At 67.8% G+C, this 16,061-nt stretch carries 10 protein-coding genes; 4 read left to right on the top strand and 6 right to left on the bottom strand.

Annotated elements, in window-relative coordinates; genetic code table 11:
- Positions 1 to 119: 119 nt before the first annotated feature.
- Together NV2_RS09750 and NV2_RS09740 are read left to right on the top strand one after the other, a co-directional pair.
- Complete coding sequence (locus tag NV2_RS09750; RefSeq protein WP_067871251.1) at positions 120 to 566, top strand: GreA/GreB family elongation factor; 447 nt, start codon at positions 120 to 122, stop codon at positions 564 to 566.
- Between the two features lie 418 nt (positions 567 to 984).
- The gene (locus tag NV2_RS09740) at positions 985 to 1,896 is read left to right on the top strand and encodes a phosphotransferase family protein (protein WP_157102829.1); all 912 of its coding nucleotides are present in this window, start codon (positions 985 to 987) and stop codon (positions 1,894 to 1,896) included.
- Between the two features lie 5 nt (positions 1,897 to 1,901).
- On the opposite strand, the gene NV2_RS09735 is transcribed toward NV2_RS09740, so the two are convergent.
- The 5 genes from NV2_RS09735 to NV2_RS09715 form a co-directional block, all read right to left on the bottom strand.
- Positions 1,902 to 3,392 (bottom strand): serine/threonine-protein kinase, encoded by a 1,491-nt coding sequence (locus tag NV2_RS09735; RefSeq protein WP_067871248.1) that lies wholly within the window; start codon positions 3,390 to 3,392, stop codon positions 1,902 to 1,904.
- Positions 3,393 to 3,520: 128 nt separating this feature from the next.
- Positions 3,521 to 5,143, bottom strand: a complete 1,623-nt coding sequence (locus NV2_RS09730; protein WP_067871247.1) for a dipeptide ABC transporter ATP-binding protein — start codon at positions 5,141 to 5,143, stop codon at positions 3,521 to 3,523.
- Positions 5,140 to 5,967, bottom strand: a complete 828-nt coding sequence (locus NV2_RS09725) for an ABC transporter permease (RefSeq protein ID WP_067871246.1) — start codon at positions 5,965 to 5,967, stop codon at positions 5,140 to 5,142. The genes NV2_RS09730 and NV2_RS09725 overlap by 4 nt, the downstream gene beginning before the upstream one ends.
- Positions 5,964 to 6,956: an ABC transporter permease gene (locus NV2_RS09720; RefSeq protein WP_067871245.1), complete on the bottom strand. Its 993-nt coding sequence runs from the start codon at positions 6,954 to 6,956 to the stop codon at positions 5,964 to 5,966. The genes NV2_RS09725 and NV2_RS09720 overlap by 4 nt, the downstream gene beginning before the upstream one ends.
- Positions 6,953 to 8,617: an ABC transporter substrate-binding protein gene (locus tag NV2_RS09715; RefSeq protein WP_067871244.1), complete on the bottom strand. Its 1,665-nt coding sequence runs from the start codon at positions 8,615 to 8,617 to the stop codon at positions 6,953 to 6,955. Before NV2_RS09715 ends, NV2_RS09720 begins: the two co-directional genes overlap by 4 nt.
- A 144-nt stretch (positions 8,618 to 8,761) precedes the next feature.
- Between NV2_RS09715 and NV2_RS09710 the strand changes: the two genes are divergently transcribed.
- Complete coding sequence (locus tag NV2_RS09710; RefSeq protein ID WP_067871405.1) at positions 8,762 to 10,159, top strand: LLM class flavin-dependent oxidoreductase; 1,398 nt, start codon at positions 8,762 to 8,764, stop codon at positions 10,157 to 10,159.
- 88 nt (positions 10,160 to 10,247) lie between these two features.
- Here NV2_RS09710 and NV2_RS09705 read toward each other — a convergent pair whose 3' ends face one another.
- Positions 10,248 to 11,510 carry an MFS transporter gene (locus NV2_RS09705; RefSeq protein ID WP_067871243.1) on the bottom strand — a complete coding sequence of 421 codons (1,263 nt, stop codon included), beginning with the start codon at positions 11,508 to 11,510 and terminating at the stop codon, positions 10,248 to 10,250.
- A gap of 568 nt (positions 11,511 to 12,078) precedes the next feature.
- Here NV2_RS09705 and NV2_RS09695 point away from each other — a divergent pair.
- A complete protein-coding gene (locus NV2_RS09695; RefSeq protein WP_168436131.1) occupies positions 12,079 to 16,059 on the top strand; it encodes a Pls/PosA family non-ribosomal peptide synthetase in 3,981 nt (1,326 codons plus the stop codon).
- Positions 16,060 to 16,061 lie beyond the last annotated feature (2 nt).

The raw sequence follows: 16,061 nt of genomic DNA, 5'->3' as shown, positions 1-16,061 counted from the left end.
CAACATGGCGTGGGGTGGGACGGGCCAATCTGGAAGTGAACCCGGTTGCGCGCCGTGTGCTGTATTGGCGTGCGATCGGGAGGGTGTTGTGGTGTGCCAGGCCGACCGAAGAGATTGAGATGACCGGAACCGACAGTGTGTGGTTGACAGATGCCGCCTATCAGCGGTTGCGCGAGGAACTCGTGGAGTTGCGCGCGGCGGAGCGAGATCCCGGCGACGACGGGCAGGCGGAAGCGACCCGGCGTGCGCGCCGGCTGGAGTTGGAGGATTTGCTGGATCGCGCGATCGTCGGTGAAGCTCCCGCCGATGACGGTGTCGCGGAGCCCGGAATGGTGCTGACCGTGCGATTCGACGACGACGAGGAGACCGAAACCTTCCTGCTGGGGCGCCGGGACGGCGCCGACACCGAGGAGTTGGAGGTCTACTCTCCGGAATCCCCGCTGGGGAGCGCGCTGACCGGTGCGCGCCGGGGGCAGGTGCGCTCGTATCAGGTTCCCAGTGGTGCGACCGTGAACGTGACACTGCTCGAGGCGGTCCCCTACGGCATGCATGTGCCGTCGCATTGATCCGAGGAGGCTCGGATCGGATTGTGAGGCGATGAGGTGGATGGGCAGCAGCTGACGACGTTGGTGTTCGTGACGATCGCGTTCGCGGTCGCCGTGTGGCTGGTGTTGGCGCCGGGGCCGGTGACTCGGCGTCGATGTGCCAATTGCGAGCACTCGAACCTCGTGCACGATCCGATCTCGGGCCGATGTCGCGGGCGGGTCGGTGCGGGGATCGCTGTGGGCGGTGCGGCTGCCCGGGATGATTCGCCCGCGCGGAATGTGAGGTGCGGCTGCTCGGACTTCGCCGGTAAGTAGGGCGAACGGATTCCGCGTCCGATTGCCGCAATGTTGCTCAAAGCGTGGCGGTTGGTACGTCGATGTCACACAATGAGACCGGGCGAGGTTGATGAGGGCCTCGCAGCGGACTTTGGGCGTGGCTATGACGGCGGAAACAGCAGGAAACGGCTCGCCATCGGTGCTGCTCGACGCCTGTTCTCGGGTCGGTATCGAGGCCCGCGGCGCCCAACGGGTGCAGTTCGGGGCGGGGGTCGGCTACCGGTTACCCAGTGGAGTGCTGGTTCGGATCGGCCGACTGGCGCACGACGGCGAAGTGCTCCGGGAGATGGAGGTGTCGCGATGGCTGGCCGCCGCCGGTCTGGCAGCCGTGCGTGCAGTGCCGGGGCTGCGCCAGCCGATCGACGTGCACGGGCATGCGGTGACCTTCTGGCTCGATCCGCCGCCGCATCGGCCCGCTGATTTCACCGAACTGGCGGTGGCGCTGTCCCGGTTACACGCGGCGCCGCTGCCGACAACGTTCGCGCTGGGACAGGTTCAGCCGTTTCGGCAGCTCGCACGTGCCGTCGATGCTGCGACGTGCTTCGGCGCCGAGGACCGGCGCTGGTTGCACGAACACCTTGCCGAGTTGCGGGGCCGGTGGGCCGATCTCGCAGCAGGGAATCAGTGGTGTGTGGTGCACGGCGAGGCGTGGGGGCGTGAATTCGCGGTCACGTCCGACCAGCGGTCGCTGCTGTTGGATCCGCAACATCTGATGATCGGCCCGCCCGAGTGGGATCTGGTGCCGACCGCGGTCGAGTACTACTCGCTGGGCTGGATCGACGGTGGCAGCTACGACTGCTTCTGCCGCGGGTACGGCCTCGATGTCACGCGGTGGGGCGGCTATTTTCTGTTGCGTGACATCCGGGAGTTCCGGATGACGCTGGCCGCCGCGCGAGTAGCCGCCACCGCGGATACGTGGCGGGCGCAGGCGCACCAGCGTTTGGCGTGTATTCGTGGCGATGACGGGCCGCGCCGGTGGCTAGGCTGGGAACCGTTGCCCGCAGCGGCGCGGTGACTCGCTCATTGTTTGTGCAGAGTGCCGGTGATGGCACCGACCGGTCCTGCCATCGTGTAGCTGAGGGTGCCGCCGGGATCGAGGGTGAGAGTGGAGGACTGACCGTCGTCCAGGCATCCGGCGCCGGACAGCAGGCGCGCTCGTAGGGTGAGGGTGGATTCGGTGGCGGCGGTGAAGGTTTCGGCGCGGCGACACGTGGTGCCGGAGGCGCGGCCGGTGTTGCTGGAGGTGCCGACTTCGGTACCGAGGGAGCCGGTGTCGAGGGTGACGACGATATCGAAGGTGGCCAGGCCGTCGGTGGCAGTGCCCTTCCAGGTTCCGATGTAGTCGGTCGGCAGCGTGGACGATGCTGCCGCGGTAGTGGTGTCTGCGCTGAGTGTGGCGGCGCTCGGGCCGTGTGAGGCGTGGCGGAAGGTCAGTGTGGTGCTGATGGCGGCTGTCAGCGCCAGCGCGATGCCGGCGCCGATCACGAGGGTGCGTCGTCGCGGACGGGGTCGGCGGGACGGGACCCGGTATTCGGGCGGGGCTGGTGGGTCTGTGCCGGCGGTGGGCTGTGTGCCGAGTGTGGGTGCATGGCCGGTGTGCATGTCGAGCGGGGGCACCGGGGTGCTCTCCAGGTCCAGCAGCGCCATCGTCTGGCGGCTGATTTCCTGGAGTACCGGGGCGGGTAGCCATACCGATCCGGCGGTGTCGAGTTCGCTGCTGCGCTGCTCGATATCGGCCGGGGTGGGGCGGTGCAGCGGGTCCTTGTTCAGACATGCGGCCACCGGGGGGCGCCAGGCCGGTGGTACCGCGTCGAGGCGGGCGGGTTCCTGCATGATCCGCCACAGCAGGGCGATCGAATCGCCGGAGCCGAACGGGCCGTTGCCGGTGGCGGCGAAGACCAGGACGCTGCCGAGGGCGAAGACATCGCCCGGGGGGCCGACCGCGTTATTTCCGGCAATGTGTTCGGGGGTCATGTATCCCGGTGACCCGATCACGTGGCCGGTGGTGGTGACGCTGCTGTCGTCGTCGGCGGCGCGGGCGATTCCGAAGTCGATCAGTTGCGGGCCGTCGACGGTCAGCAGCACGTTGGACGGTTTGAGGTCGCGGTGGACGACTCCGGCGCGGTGGACGGTGGTGAGGGCGCGGGCGAGTCCGGCGGCCAGTGGTCCCAGTGCCGATTCGGGAAGTGGGCCGAAGGCTTTCACCACTTCCTGTAGTGACGGTCCGGCGACGTAGGCGGTGGCTAGCCAGGGGTGGGGTGCGTCGGGGTCGGCGTCGAGTACCGGGACGGTGCCGGGGCCGGTGACTCGCCGTGCTGCGGCGAGTTCGCGCCGGAATCGTGATCGGAATTCGGGGGTGCCGGCCAGTTCCGGGCGGATCACCTTGACCGCGACGGTGCGGCCTCCTGGATTGCGGCCCAGATAGACTCGGCCCATTCCGCCGGTGCCGAGTACGCCGAGTAGCCGGTAGGGGCCGATGGCCGCCGGATCGTCGGCTTCCAGTGGGTGCATCCGAGATATTTCCTTTTCACCGGTCGTCTGCCGTGGAACGGCTCGCGCTCGATCACACACGAGCGTGAGACCGGTGGCAACTCGCGTCGGTGCGAGGTTGCGGTGGTGGGCGCGGGGTGGTGCCGGGCTCAGGCTGCCACCACCTGCTCGCCCAGGCGTGGGATCGCGTCCAGCAGTGTGCGGGTGTAGGGGTGTTCGGGGGCGTGGAACACTCGGTCGGCTTCGCCTTGTTCGACGACCACTCCGTCCTTCATCACCAGGATGTGGTCGCTCATGTGGTGGATGACACCGAGATCGTGGGAGATGAACAGCAGCGCGACACCGGTGCGGGCCTGCAGGGTGGTCAGGAGATCCAGTACGCGGGCTTGTACGGAGACGTCGAGTGCGGAGACCGGTTCGTCGCAGACGATCACCGACGGCTCCCCTGCCAGGGCGCGGGCGATGGCGACCCGCTGGCGTTGTCCGCCCGACAGTCGCAGCGGTGTCCGGTCGCGGACGTCGTCGGACAGTTGTACTTGCGTGAGCAGTTCGTCGATCCGGGGTTCGCGGGCTCGGCGCGGGACGTCGGCGGCCTCGAGTGCGTCGCGCAGGATATGTGCGACTGTCCAGCGTGGGTCGAACGAACTCAGCGGATCCTGGTAGATCACCGAGATCTCGTGGCGGCGGGCCCGTCGGGCGCGTGCGGACAGTGCCGACCAGGGGGTGCCGCCGAGCTCGACGGTGCCGGCGTCCGGACGGGTCAGGCCCAGCAGTATCCGCGCGGTGGTGGTTTTTCCGGAGCCGGACTCCCCCACGATGCCGAGGGTCGTGCCGGCGGCCAGTTCGAAACTGACGTCGTGGACGCCGGTGGGGTTGCCGCCGTCGGGGGCGGTGAAGGTTTTGCGCAGGCCGCGGGCGAGCAGTGCAGGTGGTGCGCCGGCGGGTGGGGTATCCGGGGTGGGTGCGGGGGTGCGGTCGGTGAGCAGGGTGCCTTTCGAGATGCCGGAGGGGACGGCGTCGAGTAGTGAGCGGGTGTAGTCGTGTCGGGGGTTGTTCAGAACCTCTGCCGCGGGACCGGTTTCGACGAATTCGCCGTCGCGCATGACGGCGACTCGATCGGCGAGGCGGGCGACGACGGCGAGGTCGTGGCTGATCAGCAGTACCGCTTTGCCGCGTTGTTTGGCTTCGGCGAGGACGTCGAGGATTTGCGCGGCGACGGTGGCGTCGAGTGCGGTGGTGGGTTCGTCGGCGATCAGCAGCGGTGGGTCCAGGGCCAGTGCGGCGGCGATCAGGGCGCGCTGGCGTAGGCCGCCGGACAATTCTCCGGAGCGTTGTCGGGCGCGGAGTTCCGGGCGGGGAACGCCGACCAGGCGCAGCAGTTCGATGACCGCGGCGGTGCGGGTGGTGCGGGTGGTGTGGTCGTGGGCGGCGATCGCTTCGCCGATTTCCTTGCCGATCGGTCGCAGTGGGTCGAGGGAGACCAGTGCGTCCTGCAGGACGAAACCGATCTGTTTGCCGCGCAGGCGTTGCCAGTCGCGGTCGCGGTGCTCGGTGACCGATCGGCCCCGGAATTCGAAGGTGTCGGCGGTGACGGCCGATTGTGGTCCGGGCAGGCCGATCAGGGTTCTGGCGGTGACGGATTTGCCGGAGCCGGATTCGCCGACGATGGCCAGGCACTGTCCGGGTTCGACGGTGAACGACACTCCGTGCACGATTTCACGTCCGGCGAATCCGACGCGCAGGTTGTCGACGCGGAGCAGTGGTGTGGTCATGATCGTCCTTCCCAGCGGTGTGCGAGGTGGCGGCCGACGGTGGTGGCGGCGAGTGCGATCACGACGATCGCGAGGCCGGGGAACACTTCCAGCCACCAGGCGTGGGTGATGTAGGTGCGGCCGCCGTCGAGCAGGGCGCCCCATTCCGGTGCCGGCGGTGGCACCCCTACTCCGAGGAATGCCAGTCCCGAGGCCCACACGATGGTTTGGCCGATGCCGAGGGTGGCGACGACGACCATGGGGCGTAGTGCGTTCGGGACGATGTGGCGGGCGAATATGCGCAGCGGGGAATGGCCGAGTGCGGCGGCTGCCTCGACGTAGGGTGAGGTTCGCACGGTGAGGACTTGGCCGCGGATGATGCGGGCGTAGCCGGGTGCGACTCCTACTCCGACGGCGACGATCAGGGTGGTGCTGCCGGGGCCGAATACGCTGACCAGCAGCAGTGCCAGCAGTACGGCGGGGAAGGCGAACAGTACTTCGACGGATCGATCGGCTGCTGCGGCGGATGTTTTCGGGGCGAGGGCGGCGGCGAATCCGAGGACGGTGGCGATGAGCAGTGCTACCCCGGTGGCGCCGAGTCCGATCAGCAGGGATTCGCGGGTGCCGTGCACGATGCGCGAGTACAGGTCGCGTCCGGACAGGTCGGTGCCGAACGGGTGCTGCCAGGACGGGCCGGTGAGTACTTCGTCGAGGTTGATCGCGAACGGGTCGCCGGCCAGTGCTGCGGGGAGCAGGGCGGCCAGCGCGGCCGCGGCGAGGATGGCGGCCGATATCAGGACGGGTGTGGGTGGGAGCCGGCGTGCGGGCGGGGTCAGGACGGTCATGAGGTGGAAATCCTGGGGTCGACGATGGTGTAGAGGGCGTCCACCACCAGATTGGCCAGGACGTAGATCGCGGCGATGATCAGGACGATGCCGCTGACGAGGGGGACGTCGCGGGCCTGGGCGGCGCTGACCAGGGTTTGCCCGATTCCGGCGCGGGCGAAGACGGTTTCGGCGATGACGGCGCCGCCGAACAGTGCTCCCATCGCCCAGCCGGAGACGCTCAGTGCCGGGATCAGGGAATGTCTGAGTACGTGCCGGAATCGGACGGTGAGGTCGCCGATCCCCCGGGCCCGCACCGACAGGACGAACGGTTGGGTGAGGGCGGTGGTGAATTCGTCGCGGGTCACCTGGGCGAGGAATCCGGCCAGTGGGACGGCCAGGGTGACTGCGGGCAGTACCAGGCCGCGGACGCCGGAACCGCTCTCGACCGGGAACCAGCCGAGGTTGATCGCGAAGATCACCAGCAGCAGGATCCCGATCCAATAGTGCGGTAGTCCGGCGGTGACGGTTTCGATGGTGGTGCCTACCGCCGAGCGGAGTCGTCCGGCGCCGGCGGTGAGGGTGGTGAGCGTGATGACCAGCAGCCAGGCCAGGGTCAGTGCGGCGGCGGTGAGGATCAGGGTGGGGCCGATCTGGTCGGTGATGATCGCGAGCACCGGTTGTTGCAGTTGGTAGGAGGTGCCCAGGTCGCCGTGTAGTAGTCCGCGCAGGTATCGGGTGTACTGCTGCCAGAGCGGGTCGGTGAATCCGTACTCGGCGTTGACGGGTGCGAGTTCCTGGGGTGTGCGTTCGCGGCTCTGTCCGGCGCCGAGGTTGAGCAGGAGGGTGGCGCGGTCGCCGGGGGTGAGGGTTTGCAGGGCGAAGGTGATCGATGCCGCGGCCCACAGGACGAGCAGCGCGCCGGCGATCTTGCCGATCCAGGTGCGTGCGAGGTGCCGGGGCCGGGTGGTCGCGGGTTCGGTGGTGGGCGTGGTGGCTGTGTCGGTCATCGGATGAACCTCGCGTCGGCGAATACCGGTTCGCCCTGGGATTTTTCGATCCACACATCGCGTAGCCGGGGTGAGACCGCGATCGAGGTGGTCTGGGGGTAGAGCCCGATCGATACTGCTTGGTCGGAGATGATCTGTTGTGCCTTGCTGTAGTAGCGGCGGCGCCCGGCGGGGTCGGCGGTGCTGTTGGCGAGTTCGATGGTGTGCTGGAGTTCGGGATTGTTGTAGTAGGCGGTGTTGTCCGGATTGGGTTGGTCGGGTAGTCGTTGGCGCCAGTTGATGTACAGCAGTCCGGCGGTGGGGCTGGTCCAATATCCGACGTAGCCGTTGAAGGTGTCCGCGGGTGCGTATTTGCCGCCGAAGTATTCGCTTTGGGTGGCGGGGACGAGTTGGATGTCGAATCCGACGTCGCGGGCTTGGGCGGCGATGTCCTGTAATACCGCGGCACCTTCGGGTCCGATGACGGCGTCGGCGGCGTAGACGAGTGTGGCGTGGAGCGGTTTTCCGTTCTTGGTGCGAATACCGTTGCTGTCGCGCTGGTTCCAGCCTGCTTCGTCGAGTAGCCGGGCGGCGGTGGCGGGGTCGTGGCGGTAGGTGTCGTCGAAGGCCGGGTCGTAGTCGGGGGTGCTGCTGCTGAGTGCGCCGTTGCCGTTGAAGGGGATGACGCCGCGGAAGGCGGTGCGTACCGCGGTGCGGCGGTCCGCTGAATGTGCGAATGCTCGGCGTACTCGGACGTCGTCGAACGGTGCGTGGGTGACGTTCATGCTGATGGTGTTGGGTCGTCCGCCGGTGAGGTATTGCGACAGTTGGAATTCGGTGGCGGCGTCGGCCCAGTCGATGACCGGCACGTTGTAGACGGCATCGGAGGAGCCGCTGGTGAGCGACCCGTATCGGGAGACCGGATCTTTCAGGAATTTCCAGATCAGCTTGTCGACATATGGTGGACCCTGGTGGCGTGCATTCGCGGGTGCGGAGTTGTATTTCGGGTTTCGGACGAATGTGATCTGCCGGTTCCGCTCCCATTTCTTCAGAATGAAGGGTCCGGATCCTACGGGTGCGGTGCAGTTGATTTGTGGTCCTCGTTCCAGTGCGGTGGGTGACTGGATTCCGAAGTATCCTTGCGACAATGCCGTGAGGAGTGGTTCGTAGGGTGTGCGCAGATCGATTCGATAGGTGAAGTCGTCGACGGCGCTATCGCTCGCGAAATATGGTTTCAGATACGAGACGACCGTCGTGTTGGCGGTTTTCTCGTTCAGATAGCGGTCCATATTGTATTTGACGGCGGCCGCGTCCAGGCGGGTGCCGTCGGTGAATTCGACGTCGTCGCGGAGGTGGAAGGTGTAGCTGCGCCGGTCCGGTGAGATGTCCCAGCCGGTGGCGAGCCACGGTACGACGGTGCCGTCGTCGGCCTCCGATACGAGGTTGTCGAGGTACTGGCGCGCCAGGTAGGCGTTCTGCACCCAGCCCGCGTGCGCGCACGGTGGTTCCTGTTCGTGACCGTATTCGATCACGCCGCCGTCGACCGGTGTGCCGGTGGCCGCCGGTATTCCGGTGGTGTTCGGTGTACCGGTGGAAGGGCCCGCGCACGCGGTCCCGGTCAGCGGCACCAGGATCGCCGCGGTCAGCAGCGCGGCGCGTTTCTTTGCCCTTGTTCTCCACATCGTGCGTCACAGTGTGCACAGTGTTCGTCGCGGCTTCACCGGTTGTAATCAGCACGGTTTTATAGAGTGATTCCCTGTTGGGTTTCGACGTAATATCCGCGGTCGAGTTCGTGTTGGATTACCGTGTTTTCGGGAGGCTATTCGATGACCGCGCCGCTGAAATTTTCCGCATTCGTGATGAACACCACTTCGCATATTCTGCACGGTGCGTGGCGGCTGCCGCAGGCGCAGCAGACCGACTTCTCGTCGCTGGAACACTGGGTGTCGCTGGCGCGTACGCTCGAGGCCGGCCGGTTCGACTACATCTTCTTCGCCGACGTGGTCGGCCTCTACGACGACTATCAGGGGTCGTGGCGCAAGTTCGTCGACAGCGGCCTGCAGATCCCCAGTAACGACCCCCTGGTGCTGGCCTCGGCACTGGCCTACAACACCGAGCATCTGGGCATCGCGATCACCAGTTCGATCCTGCAGGAGCATCCGTTCGACTTCGCCCGCAAGATCTCCACCCTCGATCACGCCTCCGGCGGCCGGATCGCGTGGAATATCGTCACCAGCTTGTCGGACAACGCATGGCGCAACTTCGGCTACGACGCCATCACCCCGCACGACGAACGCTACGAGTGGGCACAGGAATACGTTGATGTGGTCTACAAACTGTGGGAGGGCTCCTGGGACGACGACGCCCTCGTGCAGGACAAGACCAGCGGTATCCACGCCGATTTCGACAAGGTCCGCAAGATCGATCACGTCGGTCGGCGGTACCGGGTCGAAGGCCCGCATCTGGTGGCGCCGTCACCGCAGCGCACGCCGGTGCTGTTCCAAGCCGGTTCCTCCCCCGCGGGGCGGCGATTCGCCGCCCGTAACGCCGAGGCACAATTCATCGTCTCCCCCAGTCCCGAAGCCGCGGCGGCACTGATAGACGACACCCGGCGGCTGGCTGTCGAGGCGGGGAGGGCGCCGCGGGATCTGCAGTTCTTCCAGGGGCTGTCGTTCGTGATCGGTTCGACCGAACAGGAGGCGCAGCGTAAGGCCGCCGAACTCGACGAGATCATCGACCCCACCACCATCCTCGCCCACGCCGCCGGCGGTCTGGGCTACGACCTCGGTTTCTACGATCTGGACACCCCGATCGGGGATATCGAGACCGAGGGCACCCAGAGCACACTGGCGTGGCTGCGCGAAGCGGTGCCCGGTCGTGAACCCACCGTGCGTGACCTGGCGCAGCTGCGCAGCCATTCCGGCCGGGTGGTGGGAACGCCCGAGCAGATCGCCGATCAGCTCGAGCGCTGGCGCGACGCCGGTGTCGACGGCATCAACGTCATCAACGCGACGATTCCGGGGAGCTACGTCGAATTCATCGACGAGGTGCTGCCGGTGCTGCGCCGGCGCGGACTGGCCCGCCACGACTACGAGCAGGGCACCGCACGCCGCCAGTCGACCGGCCGCGACCGCCTGCCCGACTCCCATCCGGCTGCCTCGTACCGGCAGGGTGTCGTCGACGCACACTGGCACTCCACCCGTCCTGCGGCCGCGCCCGCCTGAGAGCCGTCCGCCCGACGGGGCGACGAAGACGGTTCCGGCCGTCGGCAGCAGTGCTGCCGACGGCCGGAACCGTCGTGGATTTGCGCGGCTATGCCTTCTGCGGCAGTGGTTCCTCGTCCTCGGCGTCGGGGACTTCGGTGCCGGCCAGCGATACGCCCGCGGTTTCGCGGAGGAAGAACCAGGCCACGAGGCCGATCAGGCAGGCGCCGACCATATAGAAGGCGGGGAACAGATTCCAGCCGCTGACGTCGATGATGGATTCATTGATCAACGGTGCGGTGCCGCCGAATGCGGCGGTGGAGATGTTGTAGCCCAACGCGAATCCGGCGAAGCGCACCTGGGTCGGGAAGATCGCGGGGAACGTGGCGGAGATGGTGGACAGCTGCGGAATGTAGAGCAGGCCGAGAACGATGAAGCCGACGACGGCCCATACCGCGCCTTGCCCCATCAGCCAGTACATCGGGACGGCGAAGATGGCGAGTCCGACCAGCGAGACCAGCCACATCGGTCGTCGTCCGACCCGGTCGGATATTGCCCCGGAAACCGGTAGGACCAGTGCCATCACGATCTCGCCGATGAGCACCATCGCGGTGGTCTCGGAGTCTTCCATACCCAGGGTGTTGTTCAGGTAGGTGGGCATGTAGGCGAGCAGGGTGTAGTTGACGACGTTGAGGGCGACGACGAGGCCACCGAGGACGAGCAGTTCGCGGCGGTAGTCGCGCAGCAGGACGCGCAGCCCGCCGCGGACCTTGTCGGACTCGGCGACTTCGGTGAAGACCGGCGATTCGTCGAGCTTGCTACGCAGATACCAGCCGATCAGGCCCAGCGGCACGGCGAGCAGGAACGGCACCCGCCAGCCCCAGGAGTCCATCGCGTCGTCGGACAACAGGACCTGCATGATCAGGACGACGAGGGAACCGCCGGCGAAACCGCACAGGGTGCCGAATTCGAGGAAGCTGCCGAGGAAGCCGCGGCGGCGTTCGTCGGTGGATTCGGCGATGTAGGTGGCGGCGCCGCCGTATTCGCCGCCGGTGGAGAAGCCCTGGATGACGCGCAGTGCGATCAGCAGGATCGGTGCGCCGACGCCGATGGCGGAGTGGCTGGGTAGCAAACCGATGAGGCCGGTGGCGGCGGCCATGAGCAGGATGGTGATGGCGAGCACGGATTTGCGGCCGATGCGGTCACCGAGCGGGCCCCAGACCATGCCGCCGACGGGGCGCAGGATGAACGAGATCGCGAATCCGAGCAGGGTGCCGAGGGTGCCTAGTTCGCCGGGAAAGAAAGCGTCGGTGAGGTATGTCGCGGTGGCTGCGTAAACACCGTAGTCGTACCACTCGGTCGCATTGCCCATGGCCGCCGCGGCGACCGAACGTCGTTGCTGAGCTTGCGGCAAGCTGGTGCTCACACGCTCCTCCTCACCTGTTTTCGGTTGCTTCGTGCCTGGGTCCCGTATTGCGGCCTGGGCACGAAGTATTGGAGTACCCGGTCGGCATTCCCGCAAACTGGCAGCCACCGGGATGGTGCCGCGGGGGCTCACTTCACCTGCGTCGATCTTGGCACGGGTGAGTCCGGTCACAGTTGCGACTCGCCCGCTTCCGGATGCCGTCCGGCGGCGGTTGTGGTTTGCCGGGCACCGCGCCCACCGCGATCGCCGGCCCGGGGCATGCGACGGCTGATGATGTGTGGCGTCGGCGCGAGCTGAGCGGCCGGCATCTCGCGGGCGAACGCCGGTGGCAGCCCTGGCTCGGATGCGGTGCGGGTGCGCTGGGACAATGGTGCGGGTCGGGGGCGGATTTCGGGTGTGGGTGAATCCGACAGCTGATGTTCGCGTGGTGGTAACCCGGATGTGAGACAACCAGGCGTCCGATCGGTGGTACGGGAGAGGTAGGCACAACGTGGTTGTCGGTTCGCGGTCGGGGGTGGGTTCCTCGCACCCCTCTCCCACTCCTCCCCCGCACGGTGACGCGGAGGCCCGAAGCGACGGAGAGCCGGCCCGCTCGGATCCTGCACGGCGCGCGGGGTCCGCGGAGACGGTGCAGGCGTCGTTGTTGCGGGGCTCGGCGGCGGCACCGCCGCGGACTCTGGTCGATGTGCTGGCCGAGACCGTGCACCGGTATCCGGAGGCCCCGGCCCTCGACGACGGCACCGCGGTGCTGACCTACCGGGAGCTGCTCGACGACGTCGACGACGCGGTGGCCGTGTTGCGGGCGGCCGGGGTGCGGCACGGGGACCGGGTCGGGGTCCGGATCCCGTCGGGTACTGCGCAGCTGTATGTGACGATTCTGGCGGTCCTGCATGCGGGGGCGGCGTATGTGCCGGTGGATGCCGACGATCCGGACGAGCGTGCGCAATTGGTGTTCGGTGAGGCCGCTGTGGCGGCGATCGTGACCGGCGACGGTGTCGTCTCGCAGCGTGCGGACTCCGCGGAGCCGGTGACGCCGGAGACAGCAGCAGTGCTGTCCCCGGCAGACGACGCCTGGATCATTTTCACCTCGGGCTCCACCGGTACGCCGAAAGGTGTTGCGGTGACGCATCGCAACGCGGCGGCGTTCGTCGACGCGGAGGCGCGGTTGTTCCTGACCGGCGCGCCGATCGGCCCGGGTGATCGGGTGCTGGCGGGTTTGTCGGTGGCGTTCGACGCATCGTGTGAGGAGATGTGGCTGGCGTGGCGGCACGGCGCATGTCTGGTGCCGGCACCGCGGGCGTTGGTGCGTAGCGGAATGGATCTGGGGCCGTGGCTGGTCCGGCGCGGTATCAGTGTCGTGTCGACGGTGCCGACGCTCGCGGCGATGTGGCCGCCGGAGGCGCTCGACGCGGTGCGGTTGCTGATCTTCGGCGGTGAGGCGGTGCCGCCGGAGCTGGCCGAGCGTCTCGCCGGGACCGGTGAGCGGGAGGTGTGGAACACCTACGGCCCCACCGAGGCGACAGTGGTCGCCTGTGCGGCGCAGCTGACCGGCACGGCACCGGTGCGGATCGGGTTACCGTTGGACGGTTGGGATCTGGCGGTCGTCGATTCTTCGGGCGCGGTGGTCGCCGACGGCGAATCCGGTGAACTGGTGATCGGTGGAGTCGGTCTGGCGCGTTATCTGGACCCCGCCAAGGACGCGGAGAAGTATGCGCCGATGCCGTCGCTGGGCTGGGATCGCGCCTACCGTTCCGGTGATCTGGTGCGCAACGATCCGGCGGGGCTGATCTTCCTGGGCCGCGCCGACGATCAGGTGAAGGTGGGCGGCCGCCGGATCGAATTGGGCGAACTGGATTCGGCGCTGCAACATCTGCCCGGCGTGACAGCAGGTGCGGCGGCCGTGCGCACCACCGCCACCGGCACCCCGATCCTGGTGGGCTATCTGTCGTGCGCCGCCGACGATTTCGATATCGCCGCCGCACGGAAGCTGCTGGGGCGGCAGTTACCGGCCGCGCTGGTGCCGCGGCTGGCGGTGCTCGACGAGTTGCCCACCCGTACGTCCGGGAAGGTCGATCGTGCCGCGTTGCCGTGGCCGCTGCCCGGGGCGGACGCCGAACCCGGCGCCGACCTGGACGGTACGTCGTATTGGCTGGCGGGACTGTGGCATTCGGTACTGGGCGCCGAGGTGAACGATCCCGATGCCGACTTCTTCGATCTCGGTGGTGGTTCCCTGTCGGCGGCGCAACTGGTGGCGGCGCTGCGTGGGCGGCTGCCGCAGATCACCGTCGCCGACCTGTACGACCACCCGCGCCTGGGCGCGCTGGCCGATTTCGTCGACGCGGCCGCCCCGGCCGAGGCGGCCACGGTGCGTGAGGTGGCGCCGACACCACGTCGGGCGCAGCTGTTTCAGGTGCTGGCGTCGGTGCCGTTGACGACGTTGACCGGGCTGCAGTGGCTGACGTGGCTGGGTGTGGTCACCAATATCGCCTCCCGGTTCGGTGCGCTGCCCTGGATGCCGGGCCTGTCGTGGTGGTGGGCGCTGGCCGGGTTCGTACTGTTCATCTCCCCGCCGGGACGGATGGCGATCTGCGTGGCCGGTGCGCGGCTGCTGTTGCACGGGGTCGAACCGGGCACGTATCCGCGGGGTGGGTCGGTGCATCTGCGGTTGTGGACCGCGGTGCGGCTGGCCGAGGCGGCGGGCGCGGAGAATCTGTCGGGCGCACCGTGGATGGTGCCGTTCGCGCGGGCGCTGGGTGCGCGTATCGGTCGCGGGGTGGACCTGCACACGCTGCCACCGGTCACCGGAATGCTGGAGTTGGGTGACGGGTGCAGTGTCGAGCCGGAGGTGGATCTGGCCGGCTACTGGATCGACGGTGACGTGGTGCATATCGGTGAGATCCGGATCGGTGCCGGCGCGGTCGTGGGATCGCGGTCGACAGTGGTGGCCGGAGCGGTGATCGGGAAGAACGCGGTCGTGGAACCGGGGTCGGCGGTGTTCGGGAAGGTGAAGGCGGGGCAGTGCTGGGCCGGGTCTCCGGCGGTGAAGATCGGCCCGGCCGAATATCGCTGGCCCGAAACCACACCACCGCGAGCGTTGCGCTGGGTGCTGATGTTCGCCCTCACATCGATGTTGCTGGCGGCGCTGCCGGTGGTGTCGCTCGCCGCGGGCGGGCTGCTGCTGGCATGGTGGATTCGCGCGGAGACCACCCTGCCGGGTGCGCTCACACATGCGATGGTGATGCTGCCGGTGGCGGCGCTGATCGTGCTGGTGGTGTTCGCGGCGGTGACCGTGGTCGCGATCCGGATCCTGTCGATCGGTTTGCGCGAGGGCTATCACCCGGTGCGCAGCCGAGTGGGATGGCAGGCGTGGACCACCGAGCGGCTCACCGATTCCGCGCGAACATTCCTCTTCCCGCTGTATGCGAGCCTGCTGACGCCGATCTGGTTGCGGCTGCTGGGTGCCGATATCGGTAAGGGAGCAGAGATTTCGACGGTGCTGCTGTTGCCGAAATTCACGAAGGTCGCCGACGGTGCCTTCCTGGCCGACGACACCATGATCGCCGGCTACGAGCTCGGCGGCGGTTGGATGCGGATCGGTGCCGCGAAGGTGGGCAAACGCGCATTTCTGGGTAATTCGGGGATGACCGCACCCGGACGGCGGGTGCCCAAGAACGGTTTGGTGGCGGTGTTGTCGGCGGCTCCGGAGAAGGCGAAAGCGGGCTCGTCGTGGCTGGGCAGCCCGCCGGTGCGGTTGCGGCGCACCGCATCCGACTCCGACACCGCCCGCACCTTCGATCCGCCGCTGCGGTTGAAGGCCGCGCGTGCTCTGGTGGAGACGTGCCGGTTGATTCCGGTGATGGTGAGTTTCGGGATCGGGCTGGCGGTGCTGTTCACGCTGGCGTGGCTGGCCTCCGATGCCGGGTATTGGCTGGCGGCGCTGTGTGCGGGCGTGGTGTTGCTGGTGGCGGGCGCGGCGGCGGGTGCTATCGCGGTGGCGGCGAAATGGCTGATCGTGGGCCGGATCCGGGCGGTGGAACATCCGCTGTGGAGTTCGTTCGTGTGGCGCAACGAAGTGTGTGACGCCTTCGTGGAAACGGTCGCCGCGCCGTGGTTCGCTCGCGCGGCCACCGGAACCGTCGTGATGAACATCTGGCTGCGCGGCCTGGGAGCCCGGATCGGACGCGGAGTGTGGTGCGAATCGTACTGGCTGCCCGAGGCGGATCTGGTGCGCCTGGGTGATGGCGCGACCGTGGAACGGGGGTGTGTCGTGCAGACCCACCTGTTCCATGATCGGATCATGTCCATGGACACGGTGACGGTCGAGGCCGGTGCGACGCTGGGCCCGCACTGTGTGGCATTACCGGCGGCACGCATCGGTGCGGGCGCGACGGTCGGTCCGGCGTCGCTGGTGATGCGCGGTGACAATGTGCCCTCCTCGACCCGGTGGCAGGGGAATCCGATTGCGCCGTGGCCGGATTCGCGGCGCGGGAAGTGAAG

The sequence above is a fragment of the Nocardia vermiculata NBRC 100427 genome, assembly GCF_001613265.1.
GTDB lineage: Bacteria > Actinomycetota > Actinomycetes > Mycobacteriales > Mycobacteriaceae > Nocardia > Nocardia vermiculata.
This window is presented reverse-complemented; position numbering and strand designations above follow the sequence as displayed.

Excerpts from the sequence above, each read along its gene's own strand:
- NV2_RS09750 (WP_067871251.1), top strand. The coding sequence starts at position 120 with ATGACCGGAACCGACAGTGTGTGGTTGACAGATGCCGCCTATCAGCGG.
- NV2_RS09740 (WP_157102829.1), top strand. The coding sequence starts at position 985 with ATGACGGCGGAAACAGCAGGAAACGGCTCGCCATCGGTGCTGCTCGAC.
- NV2_RS09735 (WP_067871248.1), bottom strand. The coding sequence starts at position 3,392 with ATGCACCCACTGGAAGCCGACGATCCGGCGGCCATCGGCCCCTACCGG.
- NV2_RS09730 (WP_067871247.1), bottom strand. The coding sequence starts at position 5,143 with ATGACCACACCACTGCTCCGCGTCGACAACCTGCGCGTCGGATTCGCC.
- NV2_RS09725 (WP_067871246.1), bottom strand. The coding sequence starts at position 5,967 with ATGACCGTCCTGACCCCGCCCGCACGCCGGCTCCCACCCACACCCGTC.
- NV2_RS09720 (WP_067871245.1), bottom strand. The coding sequence starts at position 6,956 with ATGACCGACACAGCCACCACGCCCACCACCGAACCCGCGACCACCCGG.
- NV2_RS09715 (WP_067871244.1), bottom strand. The coding sequence starts at position 8,617 with ATGTGGAGAACAAGGGCAAAGAAACGCGCCGCGCTGCTGACCGCGGCG.
- NV2_RS09710 (WP_067871405.1), top strand. The coding sequence starts at position 8,762 with ATGACCGCGCCGCTGAAATTTTCCGCATTCGTGATGAACACCACTTCG.
- NV2_RS09705 (WP_067871243.1), bottom strand. The coding sequence starts at position 11,510 with ATGGGCAATGCGACCGAGTGGTACGACTACGGTGTTTACGCAGCCACC.